Annotated in this window: 23 protein-coding genes; 13 read left to right on the forward strand and 10 right to left on the reverse strand. The window is 64.0% G+C overall.

Annotation, left to right across the window (positions count from 1 at the left end; all coding sequences use genetic code 11):
• Window positions 1-3: 3 nt before the first annotated feature.
• The gene (katG, locus tag VFZ97_05230; GenBank protein ID HEX6392821.1) at window positions 4-2,199 is read right to left on the reverse strand and encodes a catalase/peroxidase HPI; all 2,196 of its coding nucleotides are present in this window, start codon (window positions 2,197-2,199) and stop codon (window positions 4-6) included.
• 272 nt (window positions 2,200-2,471) lie between these two features.
• Between katG and VFZ97_05235 the strand changes: the two genes are divergently transcribed.
• On the forward strand, window positions 2,472-2,855 hold the full coding sequence (locus VFZ97_05235) for a transcriptional repressor (GenBank protein HEX6392822.1): 384 nt from the start codon (window positions 2,472-2,474) through the stop codon (window positions 2,853-2,855).
• Between the two features lie 38 nt (window positions 2,856-2,893).
• Window positions 2,894-3,412, forward strand: coding sequence for a gluconokinase (locus VFZ97_05240; protein HEX6392823.1), 519 nt, complete (start codon window positions 2,894-2,896; stop codon window positions 3,410-3,412).
• A 13-nt stretch (window positions 3,413-3,425) separates the two neighbouring features.
• Here the strand turns inward: VFZ97_05240 and VFZ97_05245 are convergent, their stop codons facing one another.
• The 4 genes from VFZ97_05245 to VFZ97_05260 form a co-directional block, all read right to left on the reverse strand.
• Complete coding sequence (locus VFZ97_05245; protein ID HEX6392824.1) at window positions 3,426-6,110, reverse strand: hypothetical protein; 2,685 nt, start codon at window positions 6,108-6,110, stop codon at window positions 3,426-3,428.
• Between the two features lie 103 nt (window positions 6,111-6,213).
• The gene (locus VFZ97_05250; protein ID HEX6392825.1) at window positions 6,214-7,128 is read right to left on the reverse strand and encodes a TIGR03560 family F420-dependent LLM class oxidoreductase; all 915 of its coding nucleotides are present in this window, start codon (window positions 7,126-7,128) and stop codon (window positions 6,214-6,216) included.
• Window positions 7,129-7,137: 9 nt separating this feature from the next.
• Window positions 7,138-8,079: a hypothetical protein gene (locus VFZ97_05255; protein HEX6392826.1), complete on the reverse strand. Its 942-nt coding sequence runs from the start codon at window positions 8,077-8,079 to the stop codon at window positions 7,138-7,140.
• Between the two features lie 69 nt (window positions 8,080-8,148).
• Entirely contained in the window at window positions 8,149-9,252 is a 1,104-nt protein-coding gene (locus tag VFZ97_05260) for a ferritin-like domain-containing protein (protein HEX6392827.1), read from the reverse strand.
• Between the two features lie 92 nt (window positions 9,253-9,344).
• Here VFZ97_05260 and VFZ97_05265 point away from each other — a divergent pair, with 92 nt between their 5' ends.
• Complete coding sequence (locus VFZ97_05265; protein ID HEX6392828.1) at window positions 9,345-9,968, forward strand: TetR/AcrR family transcriptional regulator; 624 nt, start codon at window positions 9,345-9,347, stop codon at window positions 9,966-9,968.
• A 5-nt stretch (window positions 9,969-9,973) separates the two neighbouring features.
• On the opposite strand, the gene VFZ97_05270 is transcribed toward VFZ97_05265, so the two are convergent.
• The 5 genes from VFZ97_05270 to VFZ97_05290 form a co-directional block, all read right to left on the reverse strand.
• Complete coding sequence (locus VFZ97_05270; GenBank protein HEX6392829.1) at window positions 9,974-10,480, reverse strand: DUF2505 domain-containing protein; 507 nt, start codon at window positions 10,478-10,480, stop codon at window positions 9,974-9,976.
• A 137-nt stretch (window positions 10,481-10,617) separates the two neighbouring features.
• Window positions 10,618-11,367 carry a sulfite exporter TauE/SafE family protein gene (locus VFZ97_05275; protein HEX6392830.1) on the reverse strand — a complete coding sequence of 250 codons (750 nt, stop codon included), beginning with the start codon at window positions 11,365-11,367 and terminating at the stop codon, window positions 10,618-10,620.
• Window positions 11,368-11,487: 120 nt separating this feature from the next.
• Window positions 11,488-11,664 (reverse strand): hypothetical protein, encoded by a 177-nt coding sequence (locus VFZ97_05280; GenBank protein ID HEX6392831.1) that lies wholly within the window; start codon window positions 11,662-11,664, stop codon window positions 11,488-11,490.
• A 27-nt stretch (window positions 11,665-11,691) separates the two neighbouring features.
• Window positions 11,692-12,579: a fructose bisphosphate aldolase gene (locus VFZ97_05285; GenBank protein ID HEX6392832.1), complete on the reverse strand. Its 888-nt coding sequence runs from the start codon at window positions 12,577-12,579 to the stop codon at window positions 11,692-11,694.
• 33 nt (window positions 12,580-12,612) lie between these two features.
• Window positions 12,613-14,190 carry an AMP-binding protein gene (locus VFZ97_05290; protein ID HEX6392833.1) on the reverse strand — a complete coding sequence of 526 codons (1,578 nt, stop codon included), beginning with the start codon at window positions 14,188-14,190 and terminating at the stop codon, window positions 12,613-12,615.
• A 120-nt stretch (window positions 14,191-14,310) separates the two neighbouring features.
• Between VFZ97_05290 and VFZ97_05295 the strand changes: the two genes are divergently transcribed.
• The 10 genes from VFZ97_05295 to VFZ97_05340 all read left to right on the forward strand — a co-directional run bounded on the left by VFZ97_05295 (window position 14,311) and on the right by VFZ97_05340 (window position 21,787).
• Window positions 14,311-14,718, forward strand: a complete 408-nt coding sequence (locus tag VFZ97_05295; protein ID HEX6392834.1) for a hypothetical protein — start codon at window positions 14,311-14,313, stop codon at window positions 14,716-14,718.
• Between the two features lie 115 nt (window positions 14,719-14,833).
• On the forward strand, window positions 14,834-15,415 hold the full coding sequence (locus VFZ97_05300; GenBank protein HEX6392835.1) for a sigma-70 family RNA polymerase sigma factor: 582 nt from the start codon (window positions 14,834-14,836) through the stop codon (window positions 15,413-15,415).
• Window positions 15,415-16,170, forward strand: a complete 756-nt coding sequence (locus VFZ97_05305; protein ID HEX6392836.1) for an anti-sigma factor — start codon at window positions 15,415-15,417, stop codon at window positions 16,168-16,170. The genes VFZ97_05300 and VFZ97_05305 overlap by 1 nt, the downstream gene beginning before the upstream one ends.
• A 64-nt stretch (window positions 16,171-16,234) precedes the next feature.
• The gene (locus VFZ97_05310) at window positions 16,235-16,531 is read left to right on the forward strand and encodes a twin-arginine translocation signal domain-containing protein (GenBank protein HEX6392837.1); all 297 of its coding nucleotides are present in this window, start codon (window positions 16,235-16,237) and stop codon (window positions 16,529-16,531) included.
• Between the two features lie 85 nt (window positions 16,532-16,616).
• Window positions 16,617-18,056, forward strand: coding sequence for a DUF4331 domain-containing protein (locus tag VFZ97_05315; protein ID HEX6392838.1), 1,440 nt, complete (start codon window positions 16,617-16,619; stop codon window positions 18,054-18,056).
• 7 nt (window positions 18,057-18,063) lie between these two features.
• Window positions 18,064-18,387, forward strand: a complete 324-nt coding sequence (locus tag VFZ97_05320) for a hypothetical protein (GenBank protein HEX6392839.1) — start codon at window positions 18,064-18,066, stop codon at window positions 18,385-18,387.
• A 193-nt stretch (window positions 18,388-18,580) separates the two neighbouring features.
• A complete protein-coding gene (locus VFZ97_05325) occupies window positions 18,581-19,354 on the forward strand; it encodes a hypothetical protein (protein ID HEX6392840.1) in 774 nt (257 codons plus the stop codon).
• Window positions 19,355-19,527: 173 nt separating this feature from the next.
• Window positions 19,528-20,727: an FAD-dependent oxidoreductase gene (locus tag VFZ97_05330; protein ID HEX6392841.1), complete on the forward strand. Its 1,200-nt coding sequence runs from the start codon at window positions 19,528-19,530 to the stop codon at window positions 20,725-20,727.
• Between the two features lie 165 nt (window positions 20,728-20,892).
• Window positions 20,893-21,390 carry a hypothetical protein gene (locus tag VFZ97_05335; protein HEX6392842.1) on the forward strand — a complete coding sequence of 166 codons (498 nt, stop codon included), beginning with the start codon at window positions 20,893-20,895 and terminating at the stop codon, window positions 21,388-21,390.
• Window positions 21,391-21,409: 19 nt separating this feature from the next.
• The gene (locus VFZ97_05340) at window positions 21,410-21,787 is read left to right on the forward strand and encodes a hypothetical protein (protein HEX6392843.1); all 378 of its coding nucleotides are present in this window, start codon (window positions 21,410-21,412) and stop codon (window positions 21,785-21,787) included.
• Window position 21,788: the final 1 nt, after the last annotated feature.

The following is a 21,788-nucleotide window of genomic DNA, read 5'->3' on the forward strand; positions in this document are numbered from 1 at the left end:
TAGTCAGGCCAGGTCGAACCGGTCAAGGTTCATGACCTTGCCCCACGCCGCCACGAAGTCCTGCACGAACTTCTCCTTCGCGTCGTCAGATCCGTAGACCTCTGATATCGCCCGGAGCTGGGAGTTCGAACCGAAAACGAGATCGACTGCAGTGGCGGTCCATTTGACCTTCCCGGAAGCGCGATCGGTGCCCTCGTACGCGTTCTCCGTCGAGGCGGATGTCTTCCACTCGGTGCCCATGTCGAGCAGGTTCACGAAGAAATCATTCGTCAGTGATTCGGGCCGGCCGGTGAGCGCCCCGTGCTTGGATTGCCTGTAGTTGGCGTTCAGGACTCGCATGCCGCCTACCAGTACCGTCATTTCGGGAGCCGTGAGCTTCAACAGGTTGGCCCGGTCCACGAGAAGGGTCTCCGGGGGGAGCTTCTCGCCGGATCGCACGTAGTTGCGGAATCCGTCGGCCATCGGCTCGAGCACAGCGAACGACTCGACGTCAGTTTGCTCCTGGGATGCGTCCGTGCGTCCGGGAGTGAACGGGACCTTGACGTCGACCCCGGCGTTCTTCGCAGCTTGCTCCACGGCCGCGCAGCCACCGAGTACGACCACGTCGGCGAAGGACACCTTCTTCCCACCGGACTGCGAGCTGTTGAAGTCGCTCTGGATCTGCTCGAAGGTCTGTATCACCTTGGCCAGCTCGGTGGGGTCGTTGACCTGCCAGTCCTTCTGCGGAGCCAGACGGATGCGCCCCCCGTTTGCGCCGCCGCGCTTGTCGGTGCCACGGAAGCTCGCCGCAGCCGCCCAGGCGGTGGATACCAACTGCGAGACCGAGAGTCCCGCGGCGAGGATCTTGCGCTTGAGGGCGGCGATGTCGTCTTCGCCGATCAGCGGATGGTCGACTGCCGGCACCGGGTCTTGCCACAGCTGGGGCTCCGGTACCCAAGGGCCGAGGTAGCGGGACACGGGGCCCATGTCGCGGTGGAGCAGCTTGTACCACGCCTTCCCGAACGCTTCCTCGAGCTGATCCGGGTTCTCGTAGAACCGCTTCGCGATCGGCGCGTAGATCGGATCCATCTTTAGCGCCAGGTCCGTCGTCAGCATCATCGGGGCGTGCCTCTTCGACGGATCGTGCGCGTCTGGAACGGTGCCCTGGGCTTCGGAATTCTTCGGAGTCCACTGGTGCGCACCCGCCGGGCTGGTCGTTAGCTCCCAGTCGTAATTGAACAGGTTCTCCAGGTATCCGTTGTCCCACTTGGTGGGTTCGTTGGTCCAGGCGCCTTCGATCCCACTGGTGATCGAATCATCGCCTTTGCCGGTGCCGAAGGTGTTCCTCCAGCCGATGCCCTGCTGCTCGATGGGCGCGCCCTCGGGCTCGGGGCCGACGTAGTCGCCGCTGGCAGCTCCGTGGGTTTTGCCGACCGTGTGGCCCCCGATGATCAGCGCGAGCGTCTCTTCGTCGTTCATGGCCATTCGCCGGAAGGTCTCTCGAATATCCCTGGCGGCGGCGAGGGGATCAGGGTTGCCGTTGGGGCCCTCGGGGTTCACATAGATCAAGCCCATCTGCACGGCTCCGAAAGGCTTGGCGAGTTCCCTGTCGCCGCTGTAACGCTCGTCTCCCAGCCATTCGTCCTCTGGACCCCAGAAGATCTCGTCGGGCTCCCAGATGTCCTCACGCCCGAAGCCGAATCCGAAGGTCTTGAAACCCATCGACTCATAGGCGACGTTGCCGGCCAAGATGATCAGGTCGGCCCACGAGATCTTCCGGCCGTACTTCTGCTTGATCGGCCACAGCAACCGGCGCGCCTTGTCGAGGTTCGCGTTGTCCGGCCAGCTGTTCAGAGGGGCAAAGCGTTGGGCCCCTTCGCCGCCGCCGCCTCGACCGTCGTGGATCCGGTAGGTGCCCGCGGCGTGCCACGTCATCCGGATCAGCAGCGGCCCGTAGTGGCCGTAGTCAGCCGGCCACCACTCCTGCGAAGTCGTCATCACCTCGATGAGGTCCCGCTTGAGCGCTTCGACGTCGAGCTTCTTGAACTCCTCCCGGTAGTTGAAACCGGGGTCCATCGGATTCGACTCTGGCGAGTGCTGGTGCAGCACTTGCACGTTCAGCTGATTCGGCCACCAGTCCTGGTTCGACATCGGACGGTGAGCCGTAGGAGTCGGGGCGTGGATTACAGGGTTCTCACTTTCGCTGCCGCGCTCAGACACGTCGGTGCTTCTCCTCTCTAATCGTTGTCGCCTTCAAAGCGCCCGCGTTAGGCCGCGGTCGCCGTCCGTACTACCCCCGTCTCGAGGTGGTCATCACCAGTGAGCCCATTTGCGGGCATCTGCCCGGACGAACTCGCTGGCGCTTTTCAAGCTACCCACCAGGTTAGAATGAGTCAAGAGCCGGAACTCATCTAGAACGGGCCCGCAAAAGAGGAGGAAGGAGGCAAACCATCAGCGAGTTGCTCCAGCGGTTGAGGGATCGGGGATGGCGGATGACTGCCCAGCGTCGAGTGGTCGCCGAGGTGCTCGCGGGGGAGCACGTCCACTTGACCGCCGATGCGGTCTACACCCGCGCTCAGAGAGTGCTCCCGGAGATCAGCCTCGCGACCGTGTACAACACGTTGAACGAGCTGGTCGACATGGGCGAGGTGATCGAGATATCGACGGGCGACGGTGCGAAGCGCTACGACCCCAACACGACGCTCGCGCATCATCATCTGTATTGCGTCGAATGCGGCATGTTGCGGGATGTCAACCCGGAAGGCACCGAGAGGCTCGCCCTACCGGTTAGCCAGCGACACGGCTTCGATCTGTTCGACATGGACATCGTGTTCCGAGGTCGCTGCCCAGACTGCCGCGCCGGCACACGATCCTGAGCCGAAGGACGCATTCCTGCAGGAGCTTGAGGGTTTAGTTGGCCGCGCCGGAACTGGTGTTGATGGGAGTCTCGGGGTCGGGGAAGTCCACGGTGGGTGCGCTACTGGCGGGGCGATTGGGTTGGGAATTCGCCGAAGGCGACAGCATGCATCCCGCAGCAAACGTTGGCAAGATGGCTTCCGGGCATCCTCTAACCGACGATGACCGCTGGCCGTGGCTGGAGAGGATCGCGACTTGGATCCAGGACCGAAGCGCTGCTGGCGAACCTGGGATCGTCACCTGTTCCGCGCTCAAGAGGAAATACAGGGACGTGCTGCGCGGGCCGGGTGTCGTGTTCGTCTATCTGAAAGGGACGAATGATCAGATAGCCCATCGGCTGGTTGCGCGGCATGGACACTTCATGCCGGCCGCACTGTTGGATTCGCAGTTCGTCGAGCTCGAACCGCCTGGCCCTGACGAGAACGCAATAACCGTGGACATCACCGCCACTGTGCAGCAGCAGGCGGACGAAATAATCGCCCGTTTGGGTCTGTCCGGTCAGGCGCTAAGGCCGTGACCGAACCCGCAGGTCAAGCTTGGGAGCAGGTTCCCTGCCAGCCACCGGCAAAGTAGGGGGGTCCGGCCAGGGATCCCCCGGAGCTGAGGGGCTGCGCCGGCGCGGTCACGAACCCCGCGTTCCCGGTGATGGCGCCGTCGATGTCGAAGAACGCGCCTTTCTGGTCCTGAGCCGCGCAGGCGCGCCGTGGGTACTCGTGGGGGTCGTTGTTCGCAGTCGTGTCGGGCGGGGGCACGTCGCTCGGCGGAGGCGGATCCGTCCCGGTGACCGAGCTTCCACCCAGACGGTCAGCGGCGCCATCCGGGCCGGAGTCGTAAATGGTGATCGCCGATCCGTCGAATGGGTACACCGCGATAGGGGTGATGTTCCAAAGCGGCGAGTCGGGTGAGTAGCAATAATCGCCGTCGACCGGATCGTTCGCCGTGTACTTCCCGTTCGCGTCCCTATTGCACAGCCGGGTGTTCAGAAGCGCTTCTCCACCGCCGAGAACGTTCGAGCCCACCGGGCCACCCGCACCACCCACAGCTTCGGCTCCGATGGTTCGGGCCTCGTCGAACGCAGTGAAGTTGGCGACCTGATGGTCGCCCCAAGCCAGTTGCATCAACACGTGGTGGTCGGGTCCCGGATTGGCGGTTCCAATATCGCAGCGCGAAGCCGACTCATTGGCCACCTTGACGACGCCGATCCCGGTGCAGTCGGGGAGAAGACCTCCCTCGGCGGAACCGGTCATATGGCTGGCGTAACCGTTCGGATCGGCTCTGTCCCACAGAGTCTGGATGAGGTCCAAAATGAGCAGCCGTTGGGACTGGTCGGGGTAGGCGAGGTCGAAGGCGTTGGAATAGCCCACCCCGGTGAGACTGGTCGGGTCGTAACCGGAAGGATCGGAGAGGAATCGCTGCAGATTTTGGAGGACGAACTGCGGGAGGGTCCGGCTGGCGACGTAGTCAACGGACCTCGGCAGCAGGGTCGAATAGTCGATCCCGTTCACGCCTAGTGCGCAGCGCTGAACATCGATCGAAACGGCACAGACGGTTCCGCCGAAGATGCCCCCTTGGCTGTTTCCGTCGTAGTACACGCCGTCGTTCAAGTTGATGAACGACTTGCCGGGCGAATACTGGAAGGCGGAGTTGGACGCAAACCCCTTCGGGTTGATCAGCAAGCGCTGCAGGTAGAGGAAGTCGAGCTCACCTTGCTGACCTCGGTCGGCGAGGACCTTGAAGTTGGATAGATCCGATATGGCGAGAATGGCATTGGGGATGTCGGTGTTGGCCCAGCCGAACCAGTCGGTCGCGCAGTACATCATCCCCTCGCGGTTGGCCGTCTCCTCCTGGGGCGACGCGGTGACCTCGGAGTGGCTTCCGAACAGTCCATGCCCGTAGTCGACCGGTCGCAGCAACTGGTGGGCCTGATAGGCGTTGCGGCCCACGATGCACGTGAATGCGGCCTGGTATGTCTGGCCCGGCACCTGGCTCGGGTCACCGTCCGGGTCGGTCGGGTCCGCGTAGTAGAACGACCCGGGCGAAGGGCAGTCGTCGAACGGGCTCGCGCTCACAAGGTCCTTGCACTTCACTGGGGGCGAGCAGGTGGGAGCGATGTAACAAGGAACCGCGAAAGTCCCGACGATCTCGCGGGCTACGTTCGGGTTTTGAGACAAGCTGAAGTTCGATACCGAGCTCACTGCAAAGGAAGGAGCGGCGCCGGAATCCTGTCCGGCATCGACTGCGGCTTTGGACTCGCCCAGCTGACGGAAGGCGTCGTCGCGAATCGCCAGCATCCGACCGGTCACGTTCTGGGTCGACGCGGTCGTGAAGTCCCACGCGAGGTACAACTCCGACGGGTCGCCGGACACCGTCCATCCGGCTTCCTGGAGGTCCTCGAATACGCGATTCATGTGAGCTGCTCTGGGATCGGGTGCCCGACTGCCGGAAAACGCCTTCACAAACGACTCGAAGGTGGGGCTCGGCTGTGCCAACGAGAGGTTGTCTGTCGTGAGGTGTCGGAGAGCGATGATGTAGCGGTGGCCGTCCAGCAGGTTTGCGGCCGGATGGATCATGAGGTCCTGCTGAACGGAGCCGATGGTGCCGGCGGGAATGCCGCTCGACTCGGAGGTGTACTGGTCCAGTTCCACCCAGACCGGCCAGGTCTTTCCGGTGGTGGCATCGAGCAGCATCACCCCGAGACCCGGCGCCTGGTTGACCGCCATGTTGTTGACAGCCATGTTCACGTCGGTCGGCAGTGCCGAGAGGCCCAGATCGCGGTTGCGGGTCATGCCGGGGACCACCGTGAGGATCGTGGCTCCGGAGCTGAACCCGTCGCTGCGGTTGTAGTCCGTCGGGTCGATCGACCTGCCCGCGATGTTGCGGGGCATGGCCAGCGGGTTCAGGTCCAGGCGCCGGCTCGTCGCGCTCGATGGGTCGTACTTGGTGAACCAGTCGTTCGGGTAAGGGAGCATGCACCCTGCCGGGTCGATGGGATCGCAACCGGCCGGGTTCCCGGTGCTTCCCGGGTTCGCCGGATCCGATGATCCTCCCCAGTTGTCGTTGTCGAAGTTGACCCAGTTACCCGCAGTCGACGGATGCGACCGGGGCTGCACATGGCCGGAATCCGTCGCGAGCGCGGGCGTGCTCAGCGTCAGTCCACCGATGGCGAGCGCGACCCCGGCCCAACGGAACCGGGTCCGTCTTGATTTCCCCAGCACTGCAAGCCTCCCCGCAGCGAGAAGTCAATGCATGTTATAGCGCGAGCAGCTCGGCGGGCCTGATCGGAAGCTGTGCCCGGCTCGGGCTCAACTCACCCCGGTCTCAGGAGCGGAAATGGGATGCGACCTCGTTGATGAACAGGTCGCACGTGTCCTTGGCGCGGCTCGTCCGCCCAAGGTTGAAGGCGGGGACGATGAGTTCTTCCGCGCCCGCATCGGCGTAACGCGACACCCTCTCGACGACCTCCTGTGGAGTCCCGACGATGACTGGCTGGGCCCCGTCGAGAGACCTCTTGGTTGCCAGCCACGAGTCGTCCTGGGACAGATACAAAAGAGCCTGAGTCGAAACCGAGATCTCCGCCGGATCACGGCCGAGTTGGTCGCAGTAGCTTCGCAGGACGCCAACCTTGTGAGCGAGTACGTCAGGCGTGGACCATGTGTTCCACTCGTCAGCGCGTCGGGCGGCTATGCGGAGGGTGCGCTTCTCCCCGCCACCTCCGATGAGGATGGGCAGGCGCTCCTGGGTTGGTGCGGGCTGGTTGGTTGCGCTGGTCAGCTGGAAGTACTTGCCGGCGAACGTTGTGCGGGGTTCGCGGAGCAGAGAAATGATTACCTCGACGGCCTCCTCGAATCGGTCCATGCGTTCCGGAATCGTCCCGAGCTCGATGCCGTACGCGGCGTGCTCGTTCTCCTGCCACCCGGCTCCGATCCCGAGGGTGAGCCGGCCACGGCTGATCCGGTCGACCGCCGCGGCGATGTTCGCCAGAACGGCGGGGTGGCGGTAGGTGACGCTCGTGACGAGCGACGCCAGTCGCATGCGAGGCACTTGCGCGGCCAGGGCCGCCATGATCGACCAGCACTCGAGAGTGTCACCATCGAGCGCTTCCGGTCCCGGACCGTTCGGCATGAAGTGATCAGCGAAGTAAACCGTGTCCCATCCGGTTGCCTCGCAATGCTGTACCAAATCGAGGGACTCTTCCCAGGGTTGTAATGGCGACGCCCAGATCCCGAATCGCATTCCCGCAACCTACTGTGCCGAGTGTGAGGACCTCGCGCCCGGGTCGGTGAGAGGTAGCCTCGGGAGATGCTCCACCAGAACAAATGGTGAGCTGAGGTCCCGCAACCTCACGGCATTCTGGCGCTCGATGCGGGCTATCTCCCGTTCGACTCTTGCGATAGCCAGCCGGCGCTCACGGTCCCCTCGTTCGGCGGCCTTTGCCAGGTAGCTGGCGTACTGTTCGGCCTCGTCTGCGACCTGTTCGGCGAGTTCGGACGCCAAGAAGCGGAGGTAGACGGCACGTTCGGCGCCGTTGGCCCGGAACCCGGTCAGGGACGTCTCCGGGCGGGTTGCATCGCCCATGTCTGCTTCCGACCGCCTCATCTCGTTGGTCAGCTCACGCTGGTCGGCTTGGGCTTCCCGTTGCTGCCAAATCGTCTCACGCTCGGCGGTTCGCGCCTCCCAATCGTGCCTTGCCCGCTTCAAACATCGTTCTTGACTGGAGACCGCGGACTCGCGCTCGAGCAGCAGGTCCTCGCGCTCATCGGCTTCGGACTCCCGGTCGTCCGAGACGCGCTCGCGCCCGTCGGCGGCGGCTTCGCGGCGGTCAGCGATGCGCTCTCGCTCGTCGGCGGCGGCTTCTCGGTGATCGGCAATGCGGTCGCGTTCGTCGGCTTCCGCTTCTCGGTGGTCGGCTGAGCGGTCGCGCTCAGCCGCTTCTCTCAAGCGACGCGCCTCTATCCCCTCCAGCACCCTGTCCGCCTGCCCGTGTGCCGCTTCGACGCGTTCCCGGGCGGCCTCGGCCCTGTCGCGCGCCGCAGCTGCACGGCTAAGGGCAGCATCAGCGCGCTTCGATTCCTCCACGGAACGCCGCATGGCGGCATCCGAACGAAGGACCCGCTGTTCGACCCGGCCGCTTACGTCTTCCTCTTGTCCGGAAGTGTCGTCCGCCGACGGCCCGGCCTCATTCACCAGCCCATGATGGCACTATTCGAGCGACGGTGCCCTACCGCCGGTGAACCGTGCCTCGGGCTCCGGAGATTATGAGCCGGTCGCGACGGCCTGGACGTGCTCCAAATGGTGGCGGTCGAACTCTTCTGCCGCCGCTTCGTCGCTTGCCATCTCGGCGTCGATGTCCGACTCGGCGAAGCCGATGACCCCCATATCCTCGAACGCCTCGCGGATCTTGGGTCCCCACAGACCGATGTCCTTGATCACAGGCACGATCCGAGTGAACAGGTACACCCGGAATTGACGGAACAGCTCGCTCTCGTCCACCCACTTGGTCGCATCGGGTGGCAGGTCGAGACGTTCCCAAACCTCCTCGGCCATGAACCGGTCCCGCATGCGGTAGCAGGCGTCCACGCAGAACTCTTCTCGCTCGGTCCTTTCCGCATCCGTGAGCTGCGGGTAGTAGTCGCGCAACGCGAGGCGACCGAACATCACGTGGCGAGCCTCGTCCTGCATCACGTAGGCGTTGATCGCCTTCGCGAGAGGTTCGGAGGCCATGTTCCGGATCAGCCCGAACGACGCGAGCGCCAGGCCTTCGATCAGAACCTGCATGCCCAGGTAGGTGATGTCCCATCGGCGGTCTCCGACAGTGTCGTGAAGAAGGCTCGCCAGGTTGCCGTTGATCGGATAGACCAGCCCGATCTTCTCGTGCAGGTACCTGCTATAGACCTCGACGTGCCGGGCCTCGTCGATCGTCTGGGTCGCCGCGTAGAACTTCGAATCGATATTCGGAACGGTCTGCACGATTTTGGCGACCGAGATCAGTGCGCCCTGCTCTCCGTGCATGAACTGGCTCAGCCGCCACGCCTCGAACTCGCGATGAGCGAGGTCTTTTTCCTTCCGGTCGAATTTGTCCCACCACGGCGAACCGAAAAGGGGGTGGGCCTCGTCGGGCATCCCGATCGGGCGGCTCGGGTCGACATCCAGATCCCAGTCGAGGCGGTCGGACCCGATCCACTGCCGGCGGGTGCCCTTGTCGTAAAGCCTCAACAACTGGTCGCGTCCATGGGTGTAGTTGAAGTCCAACACGGACGTGCTTGGAGACTCGACGCTCCACGCCTGAGCTGCGTCCGCAACGGTCGTCTCGATCGCGGGAGCGCCATGGGTCGCGGCCCCGTCGTAACGGTCTGACATTTGAGTTTCCTCCCTCCGGCCGTCCCAGCTTCGCCCGAACCTGAAACAGTGACGCCGTGTCACAGTTTGCCATGGCCAGTAGAGTGCGTCAAGTGGCGATTGCCGATATCGAGGGGACGTGGACGCCTCGCCGGGTGAAGCGGGAGGCGACCAGGCGGGCGATCATGGATGCGCTCGAGGCTCTTCTCCAGGCCGGTTCCTACGAGGAAGTCCGCATCGAGGACGTCATGAAAACGGCCGGCCTCACTCGCACCGCCTTCTACCGTTACTTCCCCGATTTGGAGTCCGTGCTTCTCGCCTGGATCGACATCATCGGCGTCGAGTTCAACCAGGCCGCCGATCTCTGGCTGTCCTTCGACGTCGATCCCGACGAGGGGGTCCTGACCGCCATGACCGCGCTGGCCGAGGTGTGGGCCCGGCACAACGGCTTGGTCCGGGGGATCTTCGATGCAGCGACGACCGGTAGCCGGGTCCAGTTCGCCTGGCGGCAGTTGGTGGAATCTTTCCTCGGGCCGGTCGAGCAGCGACTGAACGATCTCGCTCGCCGCGGCCGGATCTCCCTGCCCAACAGAGAAGAGACGGCCCGCGCTTTGGTGTGGATGACCGAGCGATACTTCTTCGAAACGATCGGACGTGGTCTCGGCGTCTCGGTCGAGATGGCGGCAGCGACGCTGACCGATATCTGGCGCCGGGTCCTTTTCAGCCAGCCAAGCTGATCGATTCAGCCCCGGCTTCCCGCCAGCCGGTCGGCGGTGAACTGAGCGGTGCGTTCGAGCTCGCGGTGAAAGTTGTCTAGGGCGAACGACTCCAGCTTCCCGCCCACCAGAGGAACGGACGCCCTCACTTCGCCTTCGAACACGTGGACAGCACCCGACTCTGCCGCCCGCAACTCGGTCGGCCCGCCCATCGAGATGGGAGCCCCCTTGATGTCCGCGGTCCATGTTCCTTTACGCGATCCGTCTTCGGCGGGAGGTCTCCATTCGTAAGTCTGCGTGACGGTGGTGTTGGCCGGGATCAGGCGCTTGGCGAACCCGGGTAGCTCGATGCCGGTGCGCTGTCGCGTAACCACTTTCACTCCGCCGTCGGGCGACACCGTCTGTTCGACCACCTCACCATCCTTGCCGCCGATATGCGAGATGATCTCCAGTTGGAAGGCACCGGTCGAAATCAGAGCGAACACGTCTTGGGGAGAATGGTCGTAGTGCGACTCCTCGCGGATGGTCTTCATGCCGGGGCCGACTCCGGTATCCCAGTGAGCACCACGAATCCGATACCGGTTGACGCTTTGATCAGTGCTTCTCTTTGTTCTGTCATCCCCCCGTCCTCCCTTCCTGCACGGATTATTGCAGTCCGGATCCACCGGCATCAGTTGTACGCATCGAGGCCGAGGTGCACGGCCAGCCCTAAACCGGCAAGAGAGATGAGGATCCGGAGAAGCGCAGTGGGGGCATGGCGGACGACAACCGGGCCGGTCCTGCCGCCTATCAGGAATCCGGCGGCCAGAGGCAGAACGGCCAGCCAGTGCACGGGTCCGAACACTGCGAACGCCACAGCTGCGATGGCGTTGGCCAAACCGAGGAGCAGGTTCTTCATGGCATTGCTACGCGGAAGGCTCTCGCCGGTCATGATCATGAGGCCGGCCAGCAGGAGGACTCCCGCCGCGGCGCCGAAGTACCCGCCGTAGATGGCAATGACGAAGACCGTCAGGCTGAGCTCCCATGCCGATGTATCAGCAACCGTCGGGAGGTCGTGTCTAGATCGAGGGAGAAGAACGGCTAGCGAAGCTGCTCCGATCAGCCACGGCACGACCTTGGCGAACTGATCCGACGGCGTGAGAAGGAGGAGTGTCGCACCGACGGCGCCGCCGAGCAATGCGCTGACCGCTAGACGCCGGGCCCTGGCTCGCTGCCCGGTCAACTCGGGGCGGGAACCTGCCACCGATCCGACAGTGCTGAAGACAAGCGCCACCGTGTTGGACACGTTCGCGCTCACCGGTGGCAGGCCGACTGCGAGCAAGGCCGGGTAACTGACCACCGAGGCCAGTCCCGCGACGCTACCGGTGAGGCCTCCGCCTATGCCGGCGAGGACGAGCCAGAAGTAGTCCCAGCCGTGCACGGCCGGACATTCTCATCCAGGATCGCCAGTCCCGTGGTTGTGCCTGTGGTTGTCATCGTGATGGTTATGGTCGTGGTCGTGGCTGTCGGATTCGCCCGGACCGGGCGAAGGTGCCTGCACTCAACAGCCTGGCTGGCCGTAATTCCCGCAGCAGTCCTGGCGATTTCGGATCTTGGTCAGGTTGTTCTGGATGGCCATGCGCAGCTTCGTGGCGAAGGGTGCTTCGTAGGTGCTCCAGTTCGACCTGGCCGCTCCGAGACTCGGCTTTGGCCTTGGATGAGGATCTGGTTCTGACACGTCTCGAAGTCTACGAGCGCTCGAGGGCTAGGTTCTCGAGGCCTCGAAGATGCTCTGAATCGAGGTGTCGAGGGTCGCGTTGAACTCGGCGTCCGATTGCTGCGCCGTGAGGCCTTCGGTGAGGGCGCGAGAGAAGCTGGCGATCACACCGTGGTTGCGAGTCAGCCTGGCGTCGGCCTCCTCCCGCGTGTAACCACCGGAGAGAGCGACGACGCGCAGGACCTTGGGGTGGGCGACGAAGTCGGAGTAGAAGTCGTCAACGTCCGGTATCGAAAGTTTCAGCATCACCTGCTGGTCCGGAACCAATCCTTCGAGCTGCTCGAGGATTCGAGCCTTCAGCAGCTGCTCCGCTTCCGCCTTCTGGGGGCTGCGGATGTCGACCTCCGGTTCGATGATCGGGACCAGACCCGCGTTCAGTATCACCCGGGCGAGCTCGAATTGCTGGTCGACGATGGACTTGATGCCCGCGTCGTCGGCGAGCTTGATAAACGACCGCATCTTTGTCCCGAACACGCCCTTCTGAACCGCGCGAGCTAGCAGCGGCTCGAGGTCGGGAATCGGCTTCATCACCTGCACGCCGTCCACTTCGTCCGCCAGCCCCTTGTCGACTTTGACGAACGGGACCACCCGCTTCACCGACCACAGGTAGTCGGCCGACCCTCGCCCCTCGATGTCGGAGTCCATTGTCCTCTCGAAGAGGATCGCCCCAAGGATCCGGTCGCCGTTGAATGCCGGGCTGGTGATGATCCGCGTCCGCATCTCGTGCATCAGCTCGAACATCTCCGCGTCGCCCGAGTAGGAGTCCTCGGGGATTCCGTACAGATCGAGCGCCTTCGGCGTGCTCCCGCCGCTCTGATCGAGCGCCGCGATGAACCCGTCGGCGCTCTTGACCTTGTCGAACTGTTCCGCGTTCATGCTCCCCAGGCTATTCCCACTGGGACCGCCGGGCTACACGGCCGGCTGCTCGTCGGCGATCTCCCGCAGCTTGTTCTTGAGGAGCTTGTCCAGCGTCCCGGTAGGGAACTCGTTCACGAAGTAGACCGCCCGGGGAACCTTGAAGTCCGCAAGGCTCTCCTCGCAGGCGGCGATTACTTGCTGCTCCAGAACCGCATCGTCGGGTGCCCCTGGAGCCTTGATCACGAACGCGACCACTACCTGGCTGAGAAAGTCGTGCTGCTTGCCGACGACTGCCACCTGGCCGACACCGGGAACCCGGCCGACGGTTTCTTCCACCTGGCGGGCGGAGACGTTTTCGCCGCCGACCTTCAACAGGTCCTTGTCCCGCTCGCGATAGAAGACGTTCCCGCCGGGGCCCTGGACAACGATGTCCCCTGTCTTGAACCACCCGTCCTCGAAGGCGGCGTCGTTGGCCTCCTGGTTGTCGAAGTACTCCAGGAAGAGCTGAATGCCTCTCGTACCGCGGAGCCAGAGCTCACCGGGCTCGCCCTCGGAGCACAGCCTGCCGGTGTCTTTGTCCACTACTGCGATCTCGTAACCGTGGGCGACCCGGCCCATCGTGCCCGGCAGGTTCGGCTCGGACGGCTTGCCGTTTATTGCGTGGGTAACCGTCTCCGTCATGCCGTAGGCGGCGTAGACCGACAGGCCGAACTGGCGGTCCCAGTCCGGGACGATCGCGCCGAACACTCCAACGCGCAGGTCGGTCTCGGCGGGCCGGTCGGGCGATGCGAGTGCAGGTATGCAGAACGGCATAAGCGATATGTGGGTGATCCGCTGCCGGGCGACCACTTCCCAGAAGCGACTCGTGGACCACTTCGGCATCAGGACCGCGGTGGCACCGACGCCGAGCACCGAGAAGAACGACCAACTCTGGGCATTCACATGGAAAAAGGGGAGGTAGATGAGGTACCGGTCGTCCGGGCCGATGTCGATGTTGCGCGACCCCAGCCTGCTCGCCCAGATCGCGTTGGCATGCGTGTGCACCACGGCCTTCGGGCGATTCGTAGTACCGGACGTGAACATGATCCCGAACGGAAGCATCGGCTCCGGTGCCCGACCGGTAAACGGCTCCTCGGCGAAGATCGAGTCGAACCGGTCGTCGGCCCGGTCATCAGTTACTGGGTCGCCGGTAACGACCATCCACTTCAGGCCGGGACCAGCCTCGGCAACCAATGATGCGTAAGCGGGTTCGGTGACGGCCGCCACGCAATCGGCCTTCTCGATGAAGAAGCGGATCTCCGCGGCGACCGACTTGGTGTTGGTTGTGACGGCCACCGCGCCCGCGACTGTGCAGGCGAGCCAGGAGATCACGAACTCCGGACTGTTGTCGGCGTGGATCAGGACCCGGTCGCCTTTGGTGATGCCCCGGCGTTCGAGGCCGGCCGCGAAGCGCCACACCTGGTCGTGCATCTCCCGGTAGGTCCACTGCCGTACCGGGCCTCCTGGGGGGTCCCAGATCAACGCCGGATGGTCAGGGCGACGATCCGCCCAGTAGGAGAGCAGCCACGGCAGATCCTGGCCGTGGGTCTGGAGGTCGAGCACTGCGGCCTGCTGGAGTCGCGTGGGCATTCCTATCTGTTCCCCCTGGGGTTAGCTGGGCTAACGGACTGTACCAACCCACGAGTCATCCAGATCCTTGGCGGTCTCCGAATACAGGCAGCTAACGCACCCCGATCAGAGAGGTCCACGATGTCGATTTTCCGCCTACTCCCAGCCTGGTTCCATGCCATCGCCGACTACGCAGTCGCCGCCGCGTTGATCATCGTCGCCGCCGTCGCCGGCGGTTCGGGGAAGGCCGTCGGAGCCGGCGTCGTCATCGGAGCGGTCGTGCTCGTGGTGAGCATGCTGACCCGCTACCCGCTGGGAGTGTTCAAGGTGCTCCCGTTTACCGTGCACTCGGCTGGCGACTACCTCGCGGCGACGCTTCTGGTCGTTTCCCCGTTCGCGCTGAACTTCAACAACTCCGACACCGGACTGACCGTGTTCTACATCGTCGCCGGAGCGGCTGTCCTCGCGGTCAGCCTGATCACCAACTATCAGTACAGCCCGAAGCGGTCGTGGACTAGTGCCGGGATGGCCGAGCCACAGGCAGCGTGACCGAGAGTCTCAAAACGACGTCGTGCCCGCCCCACGGGGGGCGGGCACCGGCGCGCTGCACTTTCGGCCCGAACTTCACTCGCAACCCCTTTTCCACTCGTAACGTTTGAATTCAGTGGCCAGATCGGAGGTGCACGATGCTGGGGATGCCGCACTCATCGTCGCTATTGCACGCTGGAGGGAAGACGCCCTCGCCGAGGTCTACCGCCGCCACGGGGGGGCGGTATACGGGCTGGCGCGAAGAGTGCTGAACGACGACGCCCGGGCAGAAGAAGTCGTCCAAGAAGTGTTCGTGCGGATCTGGCACGAACCGGAGCGCTTCGATCCCGAGAAGGGATCCCTGCGGTCATTCCTTCTCGCAGACGCGCACGGGCGGGCCGTCGACCAGGTCCGATCCGAAACCTCGCGCCGCAGGAGGGAGGAGCAAGACGCCCGCCGGACCGCAACGTCGGGCTACGACCTAGAGCTGGAGGTGTGGGACCTCACCCTCGCCGAGCACGTCAAGACCGCGCTCGGTGAGCTCCCCGTCGACGAGCGCCGTCCTATCGAGCTCGCCTACTTCGGCGGGCACACTTACCGAGAAGTAGCGACATTGCTGGGCGAGCCCGAGGGAACCGTGAAGAGCCGCATACGTGCAGGCCTCCGCCGACTCCAGGTCAGCCTGTCTGGCGTCAACCCGACCGGAGCAGAACCGTGATGACCCATGGCGAGGTCCAGTCGCTGCTCGGGGCCTACGCCCTGGACGCAGTTGATCCCGGCGAAGCCGCGGTCATCGAAGAGCACCTCTCGGAATGCCCGCGATGCCGAGCAGAGATCTCCGGGTACCGGGAGACCGCGGCTCTGCTCGGGAACCTGGGCGGTGATGCTCCACCGGACGTATGGGATCGCCTGGCTTCGGAGCTCGCATTCGAACGAAGTCAAGTGGAAAGAGCGCCGTCGCCGATGAAGGCGCCGAAGGTGCTCCAGTTCAGGCAGAGAAGCCAGACGTCCCTGCCGGTGATCGCCGCGATGGTCGCAGCGGCCGCTGTCATCATCGGGCTGCTCGGCGTGTCGACCATCCGGTTGCAACACCGCGTCGACAACCTTCGCAACGCAGTGAGCGCCGGCGGGCTCCAGCAGGCCGCCGCGGCCGCGGCGCTCGATCCGAACCACACGACTGTCCTGCTCGCGTCGGCGGACGGGCGACTCAACGCGCAGGTCGTCATCCAGCCCGACGGCAACGCGTACTGGGTCAGGAGCGACCTTCCCCGGATCGACGCGCGGCACACCTACCAGATGTGGGGACTTTCGAACGGGCAGATCGTTTCGCTCGGTTTGCTCGGCTCCGCCCCTCGCCTCGTCGCGTTTCGTGTTGAGCCGGGAGTGTCCCGGCTCATGGTGACGGCCGAACAGCAAGGCGGTCGAACCGCTCCGAGCACGGCGGCACTGATCCAGGGGGAACGCCCGACCTGATCTTCATCCAGAACTGAGGTGGCACCGAACAAGTGACGAGCAGCGAACGTGGGAGAAGGGGAGCATGCCAGGTCTAAGCAGACGATCGTTCTTGACCAAGAGCTCACTTGTACTAGCTGCGGGCAGCGTGGCTACCGCGGTACCCGGTCTCGGCTCGATACTCGAGGCGGCACCCGCCGAGGCCCCCGAGATCGAGGGGGCGGCAAGCGAGGGTGAGGCGGCCGCAGGCGAGCTCACCGGGCCATTTGTGGCCCACATCACCGATCTCCGATCGGGTGAGATCAGCTTCTACGAAGGCGAGCGCCAGGTGATCCTCAAGGACCCGGGGCTGGCAGCCCGCCTGTACCGAGCCTCTCGTTGAGAGCTCACTAGCACTGGCTCATTGGCGCTCATGAGTGCAACCAAGCGCTCGAGCAACGAACCGCTCAAGTAAGGAGAACACACCGATGTCATCGCATCGTGAAGCACCTGAGATCTCGAAGGATCCTGTTGCGGACAGCACCGACCTGTACGCGTTCGTCAGCCCAGACGTTCCCGACACAGTGACACTCATCGCGAACTACATTCCCCTCGAGGGACCCGATGGTGGGCCGAACTTCTTCGAGTTCGGGGACGACGTGCTGTATGCGATCCACGTCGACAACGACGGCGACGGTGACGCGGACATCACCTACGAGTTCCGTTTCGACACTGACCTCACTCCCGCCGCGTCGAGCTTCTTTCTTTACAACACAGGTCCGATCACTTCCCTGCCGAGCGCGGCTTGGAGTCGTCCGCAGACGTTCACCCTCACCGAGGTACGGCACGGTGAAGCCAGGGTGCTCGGCAGTCACCTTCTCGTACCTCCGTGCAACATCGGGCCTCTTTCAACACCCGATTATCCGGCGCTGGTGACGGCCGCGCTCGCGCACAACAAGTCGGTCACCGGCCTCAACGTGTTCGCCGGCCAACGCGCAGAAGGCTTCTACGTAGATCTGGGGGCCGTCTTCGATCTTGGGGACATCCGGCCTTTCGAAGCGGCCCACGCCCTTAGCTCCCTCGCCGCGATGCCCGGCGTGAACTCAACCGACATGGTTAACGTCCACTCGCTCGCGATCCAGGTTCCTATCCGTCGGCTCACACACGACGGCGCGAAGCCTTCCGGGCCGGCTGATCCCAGAGCGGCCATCGGCGTTTGGACGACCGCGAGCCGGCAGAAGATCCGCGGGATAGACGAGGACAGCGGCACCTTCTTCAATGCGGGTCCGTTCCGGCAGGTGTCCAGACTGGGGAATCCGCTGGTGAACGAGTTGCTGATTCCCTTGGCGAAGAAGGACTACTGGAACACGCAACCGCCGAGCAACGACGCTCAGTTTGCCGAGTTCGTGACCAGCCCGGGCCTCGCTGCCCTGCTGCCCTCCCTGTACCCCGGGGTGTTTCCGAACCTGGGTGCCTACAAAAAGCCTCGCCTCGACCTCGCCGCGATCCTGATGACCGGCATCCCAGGCGGGATCGTGCCCAACTTTCAGACTTTCACCGGTGCGACCCAGGCGGACCTGTTGCGGCTGAACATGGCGATCCCACCGACGATCCACAATCCGAGTTGCCTCGGGGTGCTCGGGGGCGACCTGGCTGGGTTCCCCAACGGCCGGCGGGTCTTCGACGATGTTGCGACCATCGAGCTGCGAGCAGTTGCCGGGGCGAGCATCCCTCTTGTCGATGGCAGCTTCGTCCCGGACGGCGTGATCAAGCTGGTGCCCGGCGCCGGTGGCCTGCAGTTCGGGTTGATAACCGGGCCCAACGACGTCCGCGCCAACAACACCGAGAACTACCTACCGGCGTTCCCCTATCTCGGAACGCCGCACAGCGGTTACAACGCGCACACTGCCGACGCTCTGACCGGATAGATCGAAGATGTCGGACCCTGAACCGGCGCGAGGTAGCGGTCCTGCGGTTCTCGAGCTAGGCGAGCAAATCGGTGCCGCCGTGATTTATACAAAAGGGGTGCACGACGGCGCTGAGTTGGAGATCAAACCGCACGCGTCGGAATGGAACGGTCAGCACACCGCGATCCGGCGACGTCGCGGCAATAGGGACGGTCGCGAAGTATACGCAGCCCTGTTTTTCGGCCTTCAAGCAGGGAGTTACGACGTCCGCCTGCGGGGAAATACCTCCATGCCGGCACTGGCCATCGATGTCGTCGGGGGCGAGGTTACGGAGGAGCACCTGACCGCTTAGGGCGGTATTGCGCGTCAGAGACTAACGCCGGTTCCGCGCAAATCGCGGACATGTGAGCGAACTCATTCGTTCGTAATGAGGCCTAGTGACAAAGTCATTTCGACTAATGGACACAGTCACTGGTCCTATTGCAGCTGGCGCGCGACCGTAGATATTGGCGCGCTTCCCGGGCGTGCCAGAAGGGCGATTTCGAATGAAAAGGAACTTGAGGGCTTTGGCCCTTATCTTTGTCGTATTCGCCGCGTTTTCGTTCACTGGTGCCTCGATCGCTTCCGCGGAAGGGCATCACACCGCCACGGCGAACGGCCAATCGAATGGGCATGGGCGTGACAGCACCACGACCGCTCCACAAGCAGGTACGACCCAAGCGAGCAATAACCAGCCTCAGCCGTATTCGAACGCAGACCTGACTGGTAACGGAGCCAACCCCGGTTCGCCCGGGAATCCAAAGGTCTACATATCCACTCGTGACGGAAGCCCGTCGCTGAACGGCAATGGCAACGGCAGGTCAGTTGGCAAACCTTGCGCCGGCTGCGTGGGCAAAGCCGACAACAAGACTCCCCCTGGGCAGCAGCCCGGAGGCAGCGACCACAATGCCGGCTATGAATGCGACCGAAATCACGGCATCGGCCAGAGCAACCCGGCACACACCGGCTGCACGACCACGACGTCCGTTCAAACGACCACCACTGTTCAGACGACCACGACCGAGCCACCCACCACGGTCGCAACCACCAACCCTCCCGGCACGACGACGGGGGGTGCCGGTCTCACCGGTTCAAGCGAACCGTCACATGGCCGCCCGACCGCTGCTACGGGTCACAACGGATCGCTGGCCTTCACCGGCTTCGACTCACGTTGGTTGGCCCTCGGTTCGCTCGCCTTGGTGGCGGCAGGGCTGCTGCTTTACTTCGCGAGCCGGGTACCCCCTTTGAACGGAAGGAGCCGCCGCAACCCCGGTACCTAGCCTGTTGACCAGACCGTGATGGTATAAAGAGTGCGCGGGAGGAGATAGCTGAAAGGTTCTCCGAGTACGCCGAGCGCTACGGGGTCGCATAACGCACTGGAATAGGCTCGGCGGGGATGGCTTCCGCTGATTCTGGCCCACCAGATGCTGGCCCTGAAGAAACTGGCCCAATGATGAGCGTCTACGGCGCGGCATGGTGCCCGCACTGCAAGAGGGTGAAGAAGTTCCTCGCGGGGCACCGGATCAAATACGAGAACGTCGACGTCGATGAGCACCCCGAGGCGGTCGAGCGGCTCAAGGAACTTCAGGACGGCGGGCAGATCATCCCGACCGTGGTCTACCCCGACGGAACCCACGACGTGAACCCGAGCGACGAGGCTCTTGCAAGGCGAATCGGGCTGCCACTTCAAGCTGAGCGCGCCGCCTACGACCTGGTCATCGTCGGCGGAGGTCCCGCGGGTTTGGCCGCGGCGATCTACGCCGCGCGCGAGGGCATCGACGCGATCGTGGTCGACGGGAGCGCACTCGGAGGCCAGGCCGGGATAAGCGACCGGATCGACAACTATCCGGGCTTTCCGGACGGAATATCCGGCGGCGAGCTGGCGGATCGTTTCGTGGCGCAGGCGCGGAGATACGGGGTCGAGCTGCTATCCGCGGTATCGGTCATAGGAGTCCGTCACGACGCGGATGATCTGGTGACGTCGCTGAGCTCAGGACAGGAGTTGACCTCGCACGCGGTGATCATCGCAACCGGTTCCGCGTACCGCCGGCTGGACGTCCCCGGAGAGGACGAGTTGCTTGGTGCAGGCGTGCACTTCTGCGCGACTTGCGACGGGCCGTTCTACAAGGGTGCCGACGAAGTCGTGGTCATCGGAGGCGGCAACTCGGCGCTCGAGGAGGGACTCCACCTTTCCGAGTTCGCCAAGCGGGTGCGGGTACTTACCAGGTCGAACATCTCGGCGACGCCGATCCTGCAGGAACGGGTGAAGTCCGATCCGCAATTCACGGTTCACACCGGGATGGACATCGTGGAGCTCGAGGGGGAGCGAGGACGGTTCGCAGCCGTGGTGGCGCGCGATCGTGCGTCCGGCGACACGCGTCGATTTCCGGCGGCGGCCGCGTTCGTTTTCATTGGCCTCAAGCCGAACTCAGAATTCCTGGGCAACGAGATCGAACGCGATTCGGGCGGCTTTCTCGTGACGAGTCCCACGATGGAGACGTCGATGCCTGGTGTGTTCGCGGCTGGCGACGTGCGTGCTGGTTCGACCAAGCAACTCGGCTCGGCAGTCGGGGACGGAATTGCCGCACTGCTCATGACCCGCCGCTATCTCGAGGCCCACCATCACAAGGCCAGGTCGCTGGTCGACGCCTGAGAGCTTCGGCCGTTAATGACCGAATTTGCCGATTGATGGCCGCCTACACGAAATTTACGAAGAGCCGCGTTAACGCTGGTGATCCCGAATGCGATCTATCTAAGGTGATCCAACCACCCCTCGTCGATTCAGTGGCGAGGTTGACTCTACCGGGGTGCTGAACGCGTGTATCTGAACGACGAACCATCCGGCGATTTCGGCTTCACCGGCGCTGGAGATTGGGCGGTGGCTGCGCAGCCGGGCGTGCCCGAAGTCGAACCGCAAGATGAGTCACAGCTGGATCCGGCGGGGGAGAACGTCAACTCCGGGCTTCTGATGTCGTTCCTCACCGACTTCCGCACCGCCCAGTACGAGGAGGAGCGCCGGCAGCGGATGGAGGAGTTGGAGAAGACCAGGAAGGGCCGGGCGCACCGGCCTGTCCCACGCCCCGAGGATGATGCCGAGGATGTCGCACCCGAAGGGGAATGGCAGCAGGCCGAGTGGGCTCCGCCAGCCGAATGGGCCCCACCTGCTGCCGATAACGCGCCGTGTGCACAGCCGGAGGGATACGAACCCGGCTACCCGGTGGCGGCCTGCAAGCCGGAGGACCCGGCCGGCAACAAGCGCTTCCCGCTGGGCCTGCCAAGCTTCAAGAACCTGGGACAGTCGCCGGCCACTGCCTGAACCGGGCAGGCTGGAGGCGATGAGCAAAGAGCACTGGAAATCGGAGCCGGACGAGCACGACTTCCCCGCCGCCTCCGACTACCTGAGCCTGCTGTTCGCCGACTCAGCGGTCGACGAAATGGTGGCGGCGTTGAAGTCGGCACCGACCATGCACCGCAAGGCAAAGGATCTTCTCAGGGCCAGTCGCCTCGAGATGCTCCCCCCTGACAACGTCCACGTCGCCAAGGATCTCGCCAAGGTCAAGTCCGGGATTGCCCTCTCTCCTATCCTCTTGGTGCGCGGCAACGGTGAGAAGGACGTGGCCCTGATCGTGGCGGACGGCTATCACCGCATCTGTGCCAGCTGGCACCTCGACGAGGACGCCGACATACCCTGCCGCATCGTCGACCCCGCCTGAG

Source organism: Acidimicrobiales bacterium (assembly GCA_036378675.1).
In the GTDB taxonomy this organism is placed as follows: Bacteria; Actinomycetota; Acidimicrobiia; order Acidimicrobiales; family Palsa-688; genus DASUWA01.